We start from the raw sequence: 7,276 nt of genomic DNA, 5'->3' as shown, positions 1-7,276 counted from the left end.
TCGCCGCCCAGTCCGAGCCAGACCCCGCCGTCGCCCTCGCTCTGCTCGTGGGCGGCGGGGTCTGGCTCGGACTGGGCGGCGACGACGCAGCTCCTGCCGACGACAAGCAGCAGGAGGCCAGGTTCGACGGGCCCGGCACGGAGAAGAAGCCGGCGGACAGCAAGGCCGGGCTGCTCTTCGAGGTGCCCGATCCCCCGCTCGCCAAGGGCGACTTCTTCGTGGCGCCCGGCTCCTGGGTCACCGAGGACACGTATGTGAAGACCGGCATCGGGAAGGTCGTCGGCTTCGATGTGCAGAGCGGCCGGCAGGTCTGGGAGATCGCTCTCGGGGGCCAGGTCTGCGGCTTCACGGACAAGATGGTCGAGGGCCGGACCGGGATCCTCTTCCAGGACGGACTGCCGGACGAGGACGGCAAGTACAAGCCGTGCACGGAGATCGCCGCACTGGATCTGAACGCGGGCATGATGCTGTGGAGGGCGAGCGTCAAGCGCTCCGGCACCAAGACCGTCTTCCATGAGATCGGTGTCGGCGCGGGCAAGGTGGCCGTCGCCGGGGACAACGGCGGGGCCGCCCTGGACCTCGACAACGGCAAACTGCTCTGGGAGCCCAGGCCGACCGAGCCCTGCTATGACATGGCGTACGGCAGCGGGGAGGATCTGGTCGCGCTGCAGAACTGCGGCCAGGAGGGGAACGACCGGGCCCAGGTGCAGTTGCTCGACGACGCCGGCAAGCCGCGCTTCACGTACAAACTGCCGCGCAATCTGGGCTTCGCGAAGATCGTGTCGTCGGATCCCCTGGTCGTCGCGGCCTTCGCGGACGATATGAAGCTCACGGACTTCTTCTCGATCGACCGGCGCAAGGGCACCCTGCGCAGCAAGATCGCGGTGGATCCCGCGCGCACCATGAAGACCTGCACGATCGACGCACACTCGGAGTGCCCGGCGCTGGCGGTCGGCAACGACCGGCTGTATCTGGCCACCACACCTCGTACCGAATCCGGCAAGACCGGCTACGTGAACGAGATCGTCTCGTACGACCTGGCGACCGGGAAGGCGACCGGTCAGCGCGCGGACTCCCGCGGCAAGACGCCGCTGATTCCGCTGCGCATGGACGGGCGTGATGTGCTCGCGTACCGGGTGGCGTCGACCAGCACGCCGGGCCAAGTGGTCAGGATCGACGGGCGTACCTTCAAGGAGACGGTCTACCTGAGCGTGTCCCCGGACGACGAAAACGCCGAGGTGCTGCGGCACTTCGCACCGGGGACGGTCGAATTCCGTTACGGGAAGGGCCGGTTGTTCATGGCCGAGCTGTACATCAGACCGCCGTACTCGAAGTTCGAACCGCCCTACCTGGCCGCCGCGTTCGGCGCTGCGCCGGCCGGCTGAGGAGGCCGATGTCCCCCAAGCAGCAGCGTGGCGCGGCCACCGTGGACCATCTCCTGACCTGTGCGCTGCGGGTGTACGCCGAGCGCGGCCAGGAGGGCTTCACGGTGGGCGCGGTCACGTCGGCGAGCGGGGTGAGCCTCGGCAGTCTCTACCACCACTTCGGCAGTTTCGGCGGGCTCGCGGCCGCGCTGTACTGCCGCTGCATGGCGCAGGTCTGCGACGAGATGATCGACGCGCTGTACCGTACGCGCACCACGAGGACCGGGATCCAGGCGCTGGTGCGCACGTATCTGCGGTTCATCCAGGAGCACCGGGACGCGGCGCTGTTCCTGCACGCCTCCTCGTACTCGGGTCATCTGGCCACGCACGCCGCGGAGATCCGGGCGCTGAAGGACGAGAAGTTCGGGCGGATCGCCGCGTGGATGGCGCCGCGGATCGAGGCCGGGGAGATCGCGCCGCTGCCGGAGCCGCTGCTCGAGATCCTGGTGCTCGGGCCGGTCATCGAGACGGCGCGGCGGTCTCTTACGCACACCTTCGCGGAGCTCGATCTCGACGAGGCGGTACGGGAGTTGCCGGACCGGATCTGGCGGTCGGTGCGGCCGTAGGGGACGGTGATGCGAGTCAGCGCTCCGACCTAGCGGCCAGGTCAGCGCTCCAGCCTCAGCAGCCGGGTCAGCGCTCCAGCCACGGCAGCCACGCGTGGACCCGGAAGCCGCCGTCCGCCTCCTCGCCGTGGTCCAAGCGCCCACCGGCGAGGGTGGCCCGTTCGGTGAGGCCGATCAGCCCCTGGCCCGAGCCGGGGACGTGCGGCACCTCGCCGGGCGGCGGTGGGTTGTGGATGTCGAGGGTGAGTCCCTCACCCGGGGCGCCGGTCACGCTGATGGCGACCTCGGCGCCGGGGGCGTGCTTGCGGGCGTTGGTCAGGGCCTCCTGCGCGATGCGGTACGCGTTGCGGCCCGTGGCGGCGGGGACGGCCTTGGGGTCGTCGAGGCGGCTGTCGAGGCGGACCTCCATGCCGGCCTGACGGGATTCGGCGACGAGCTGGTCGAGTTCGGTGAGGGTGGGCTGGGGACGCCCTGACTCCTCGGCCGGCTCGTTGGCCCGCAGCACGCCGATGATCTCGCGCAGATCCTGCAGCGCCTCGTGCGCGCTGTCGCGGATGACCCCGGCGGCCCGGGCGACCTCGGCCTGCGGGGCGTCGGGGCGGAATTCGAGGGCGCCGGCGTGCACGCTCAGGAGGGTGAGCCGGTGCGCGAGCACATCGTGCATCTCGCGGGCGATCGCCTCGCGGGCCAGGCGCTGGGCCTGTTCCGCGCGGAGTTCGGCCTCCGTCTCGGCCCGCAGGGCGCGGTCGCGCAGGGACAGGAGCAGTTGGCGCCGGGAGCGTACGAACATGCCCCAGGCGACGACGGTCAGGCTGAGCATCACGGCCAGCGCGACGGCCACGCCGTACGGGATGTCCGCGTCGGGGCGCAGCACGTAGATGAACGGGACCAGCGCGGTCGTGATGCCGCCGATCCACGCGACGTACCGGAAGGGGCGGTGCACCGCGAGCGTGAACAGGGCGACCGCCGCGGCGCCGCCCGCCGTATCCGACACGACGCTCACCGGGATCATCGCGATCGCGAGGCCGACCGGCCAGCGGCGGCGGAGCCAGACCGCGGCGCAGGCGACGGCGCCGATCAGCTGGTCGAGGTGGGCGGCGTTCTCGGAGACGTTGGGGTTCTTGCCGACCGCCTCGGCGCCGATCAGGCCGATGAGGACGGCGACAAGGAAGCAGAGGAAGTCGACGAGCCAGTCCCGTGCGGTACGCCGGGGCCTGCCGCCGTTGCGCGCGGCACGGTCCGGGTCGAACTCGTCGGCGACCGCCGAGGGCAGCAGGCTGGGCCAGCGGTAGTCGCTCGGGGACGGTGCGTCCGCCGTCTGCGGCCTGCTCTTGCTCCAGCTCATAGTCGATGAATTTACGCGGGTATCGGCGCCGCCGGGGTCTCCCGGGGCCTCCCGTAGACCAAAGTCGCGGCCGCACCGACCTTCGGCCATGACGCTCTCGCCCGTCGGCCGATGCCCGCTCCCGCTTCGCGCGAGCAGGCTCGTCCGTATGAAAGGTCTTCTGCAGTTTCTCGGCGCGATCCTGCTCTTCCAGGGCATGGGCGCAGTGGTCTATGAGCTCTTCCACTGGGTGCGGTGGGGCTTCATCCAGCGGCTGGGCTTCTTCGACGGCTGGGAGCTCTACGCCGGCATCTCGGCCGTCGCGCTCGCCGTGGCCCTGTTCGCGGCGGCCGAGAGCGCGAAGTCCTGAACCGCGCCCCCGGCCGCCTCGCTCAAGGGCTCAGCAGGCGTGGTCGACGAGGTCGAACGACGCGTAGTGGTCGGCGGTGTAGTAGTCCTCCTGCTGCTCCTCACCGGTGACGATGCGGCGCGCGCCGCGGTCCGGTGAGCCGGGGGTCTTCACCGTGTACTCGTGGTAGTAGCCGGTGGACTGGCCGGGCAGCAGGCCCTCCCGGTTCTGGAACACGGTGCCGTCCTGCGGATACGGGAAGGGCCCGCCGGCCTCGATCAGGTCCAGGGTGTCGTGGGCCTGGCTCGGCAGGGCCGAGTAGCAGATGTCGCCGACGGCGGCGGAGGTGCTGGCGACGGGGGCGGCCGTGGGGACCGTCGGGGCCGCGGTGGCCATCGGGGCCGCTCCGCCGAGGAGCAGCGCGGCGGACAGGGTCAGGGCTGCGGTGATACGTGGGGGGATTCGCATGCCCCACAGGATGACGCGCGTAGACCCTGAGGTGTCAACGCCAAGGACGTTAACTCCTGTGAATTTTCTGGGAGTTCACGCGCCCTCACACTTCGCTCCGCCGTACGGCCTCCACCGCCACGAGCACCGCGCAGGCCGCCCACGCCGCGTAGACCGCCCACGCCTCGGTGACGGTCACGGAGTACTTGCCCTCACCCCAGTGGTTGCCGGCGAGCGTCTCCCAGGCGCTCAGCGGCATCGCGTTGCCGATCTCCGCGACCCAGCGGTAGGTCTCGCCCTGGAACAGCACCGGCAGGAGCAGCAGGGTGAGGATCGCGCCGACGATCGCCCCCGCCGCATGCCGTACGACCGCACCGATCGCCATGCCGACCAGCGCGCACAGCGGCGCGAGCAGCGCCGAGCCCGCGACGGCGCGCAGGGCGTCGGAGTAGGCGAGGGAGACGCCGCCGTGGTCGCGCAGCAGGAACTGCGTCACGAGCAGGGTGGCAGTCGCGACCACCGCGCCAAGCACCGTCATCACCCCGGTCACGACCGCGGCCTTGGCGAGGACGACGGCGCGCCGGTCGGGCACGGCGGTCAGGGTCGTACGGATCAGACCGCTGGTGTACTCGCCGAACACGGCGATCGCACCGACGCTGCATGCCACCACCATGAAGATCTGCCAGGCGGGGTCGAGGAACGCGGTGTGCAGCGCGTCGAAGGCCATCAACGGATCTTCGGTCGCACCGGGTGGCGGCGCGGGCGGCTGCTCCGGCATCCGCGAGAGACGGTCGGCGTTGGACTGCGCCGAGTTGGCGTTGATGCCGATGACGGTGAGCGCCCCGGTGCTCAGCACCCAGTACGTGGAGCGCAGCGACCAGAGCTTGATCCATTCGGCGATGAGGAGGTGACGGAAGCGGGCCGGGGCCGGGGCCGGGCCACGCAGTACGGCGGTGGTCATCGGGGCTCTCCCGTGAGGTAGTCGACGCTGTCGGCGGTCAGTTCCATGAAGGCCTGCTCCAACGAGGCGGCCAGTGGGGTGAGTTCGCCGAGGGCGACGCCTTCGCGCAGGGCCAGCTCGCCGATGCGTTCGGCGTCGACCCCGGTCACGCTCAGGGACTGCTCGCCCGGTACCACCTCGGCGCCCTCCGCGAGCAGCGCGGACACAAGACGTTCGGGCTCCCTCGCCCGCACCCGTACACCCTGGCTTCCGCCGCGGGCGGCGAACGCGCCGAGGCTCTCCGCGGCGATCAGCTCACCGCGGCCGATCACGATCAACTGCTCGGCGCAGAGCTCCATTTCGGACATCTGATGACTGGAGACGAAGACCGTACGGCCTTCGGCGGCAAGGCGGCGCAGGAGGGCGCGCAGCCACTGCACGCCTTCCGGGTCGAGCCCGTTGAGGGGTTCGTCGAAGACGAGCACGGACGGGTCGCCGAGCAGCGCGGCGGCGATCCCGAGCCGCTGTTTCATACCGAGTGAGAACCCGCCGATCCGGCGTCCCGCGACGTCTCCGAGCCCCACTTCGTCGAGTACCTCGCCGACCCGGCGGCGCTCGATGCCGTTGCTCGCGGCGAGTGCCCTGAGGTGGGCGCGTGCGGTGCGGCCGCCGTGCACGTCCTGGGCGTCGAGGAGGGCGCCGACGTGATGGAGCCCGCGGCGTGCGGCTCCGAAGTCACGGCCGCCGATGGTGGCCGTGCCCGAGGTGGGGGTGTTGAGCCCGAGGAGGAGACGCAAGGTGGTGGTCTTGCCGGCGCCGTTCGGGCCCAGGAAGCCGGTGACATGGCCCGGGCGGACGGTGAAGGACAGGTCGCGTACGGCGGTGGTGTCCCCGTAGCGCTTGGTGAGTTCGCTGACTTCGATCACGTGCTCCACGGTCGCCGAGCGGGGCCCTGCGGGGCATCGGGCCGCCGGGCACATTCGCCGCGTGCGGTTGGCCCACGGGCGTACGCCTGCGGGCCGATGACCCGGGGGCGCGGCGCGTGGCCGGAACGGGACGCCCGGTGTGACAACGGAGGCGGTCGGGGCGCAGGACGGGGAGAAGTGCGCAAGCGCTTGCTAACTCGCCCTCCTGCCAAGGCAGTTGATGTCCCGGCTGCCCACACGACGACATCGTGGAGGCCCCACCATGAACTCGCCCCACCCTCGCCCGACCACGAACTCGCCTCACCTCCGCCCGACCACGAACTCGCCTCACCTCCGCCCCACCCGGCGCGCCGTGCTCGGCGGCGCCGCCGCTGCCGCCCTGGCCGTCACGGCCGGTACCGGCACGGCGGCAGCGAGCCCGGCCGCCGACTGGCCGACGGAGTTCCCGCTCCCGAACGGCTGGCTGCCCGAAGGCATCGCCATCGGCCGCGGCCCGTACGCCTATCTGGGCTCGCGCGCCAACGGCGCGATCTATCGCACCGACCTGCGCACCGGCAGAGGAAGGATCCTCTTCGCCGGGGGCACCGGCCTGATCTCCGTCGGTTTGAAGGCCGGCAGTGACGGGCTGCTGTACGTCGCCGGGAACACCGGCGTGGCCCGCGTGCACGACGCCCGCACCGGCGAGCTCCTGGTGACGCACCAACTGTCCGAAGCGACCGGTCACTTCATCAACGATGTGACGCTCCTGGGCGGCCGCGCCTGGTTCACCGACTCGCGTGCCGCGTTCCTGTACGGCGTCCCGCGAGGCGGTCGGACGGGCGGGATCCGCACCCTGCCGCTGACCGGCGACTGGGTGCAGCTGCCCGACGTCAACAATGCCAACGGGATCGTCGCCACCCCCGACGGCCGCGGACTGATCGTGGTGAAGAGCACGCCGGGCGAGCTGTACCGCGTCGACCCCGGGAGCGGGCACGCCACGAAGATCGCACTGGCCGGCCAGGACACGGTGCTCAACGGGGACGGCCTGTGGCGTATCGGCCGCACCCTGTACGTCGTGCAGAACCGTCTCAACCTGATCAGCGTCTGGGACCTCGACGAGCGGGTCACCACGGCCACCCTGCGCAGGACGATCACGGACCCGCGCTTCGACGTACCCACGACCGCCGCGCGCTTCGGCGACCGGCTCTATCTGGTCAACGCGCGCTTCACGACACCGCCGACACCGGAGACGCCGTACAACGCGGTCGCGGTGTCGATCTGACGTCGGCTACCAGGGCCGGCCGCGGCCATGCCGCGGGCC

Annotated in this window: 8 protein-coding genes; 4 read left to right on the top strand and 4 right to left on the bottom strand. The window is 71.1% G+C overall.

Annotation, left to right across the window (positions count from 1 at the left end):
- Both G6045_RS20865 and G6045_RS20860 read left to right on the top strand, forming a co-directional pair.
- On the top strand, positions 1–1,385 hold a 1,385-nt coding region (locus G6045_RS20865; RefSeq protein WP_165333547.1), incomplete at its 5' end, for an outer membrane protein assembly factor BamB family protein.
- A gap of 8 nt (positions 1,386–1,393) precedes the next feature.
- Positions 1,394–1,990 carry a TetR/AcrR family transcriptional regulator gene (locus G6045_RS20860; protein WP_165333546.1) on the top strand — a complete coding sequence of 199 codons (597 nt, stop codon included), beginning with the start codon at positions 1,394–1,396 and terminating at the stop codon, positions 1,988–1,990.
- Positions 1,991–2,057: 67 nt separating this feature from the next.
- On the opposite strand, the gene G6045_RS20855 is transcribed toward G6045_RS20860, so the two are convergent.
- The gene (locus G6045_RS20855) at positions 2,058–3,335 is read right to left on the bottom strand and encodes a sensor histidine kinase (RefSeq protein WP_165333545.1); all 1,278 of its coding nucleotides are present in this window, start codon (positions 3,333–3,335) and stop codon (positions 2,058–2,060) included.
- A gap of 148 nt (positions 3,336–3,483) precedes the next feature.
- On the opposite strand from G6045_RS20855, the gene G6045_RS20850 reads away from it, so the two are divergent.
- Positions 3,484–3,684: a hypothetical protein gene (locus tag G6045_RS20850; protein ID WP_165333544.1), complete on the top strand. Its 201-nt coding sequence runs from the start codon at positions 3,484–3,486 to the stop codon at positions 3,682–3,684.
- 30 nt (positions 3,685–3,714) lie between these two features.
- On the opposite strand, the gene G6045_RS20845 is transcribed toward G6045_RS20850, so the two are convergent.
- The 3 genes from G6045_RS20845 to G6045_RS20835 all read right to left on the bottom strand — a co-directional run bounded on the left by G6045_RS20845 (position 3,715) and on the right by G6045_RS20835 (position 5,976).
- Positions 3,715–4,131 (bottom strand): ribonuclease domain-containing protein, encoded by a 417-nt coding sequence (locus tag G6045_RS20845; RefSeq protein WP_165333543.1) that lies wholly within the window; start codon positions 4,129–4,131, stop codon positions 3,715–3,717.
- 85 nt (positions 4,132–4,216) lie between these two features.
- Entirely contained in the window at positions 4,217–5,071 is an 855-nt protein-coding gene (locus G6045_RS20840; RefSeq protein ID WP_165333542.1) for an ABC transporter permease subunit, read from the bottom strand.
- Positions 5,068–5,976, bottom strand: coding sequence for an ATP-binding cassette domain-containing protein (locus G6045_RS20835; RefSeq protein ID WP_328707842.1), 909 nt, complete (start codon positions 5,974–5,976; stop codon positions 5,068–5,070). Before G6045_RS20835 ends, G6045_RS20840 begins: the two co-directional genes overlap by 4 nt.
- A 262-nt stretch (positions 5,977–6,238) precedes the next feature.
- On the opposite strand from G6045_RS20835, the gene G6045_RS20830 reads away from it, so the two are divergent.
- Complete coding sequence (locus G6045_RS20830; RefSeq protein WP_206343979.1) at positions 6,239–7,237, top strand: SMP-30/gluconolactonase/LRE family protein; 999 nt, start codon at positions 6,239–6,241, stop codon at positions 7,235–7,237.
- Positions 7,238–7,276 lie beyond the last annotated feature (39 nt).

Source organism: Streptomyces mesophilus, from assembly GCF_011044995.1.
Lineage (GTDB): Bacteria > Actinomycetota > Actinomycetes > Streptomycetales > Streptomycetaceae > Streptomyces > Streptomyces mesophilus.
Note: the sequence above shows the minus strand (reverse complement) of the source record. Positions and strands in the feature narration are given on the sequence as shown.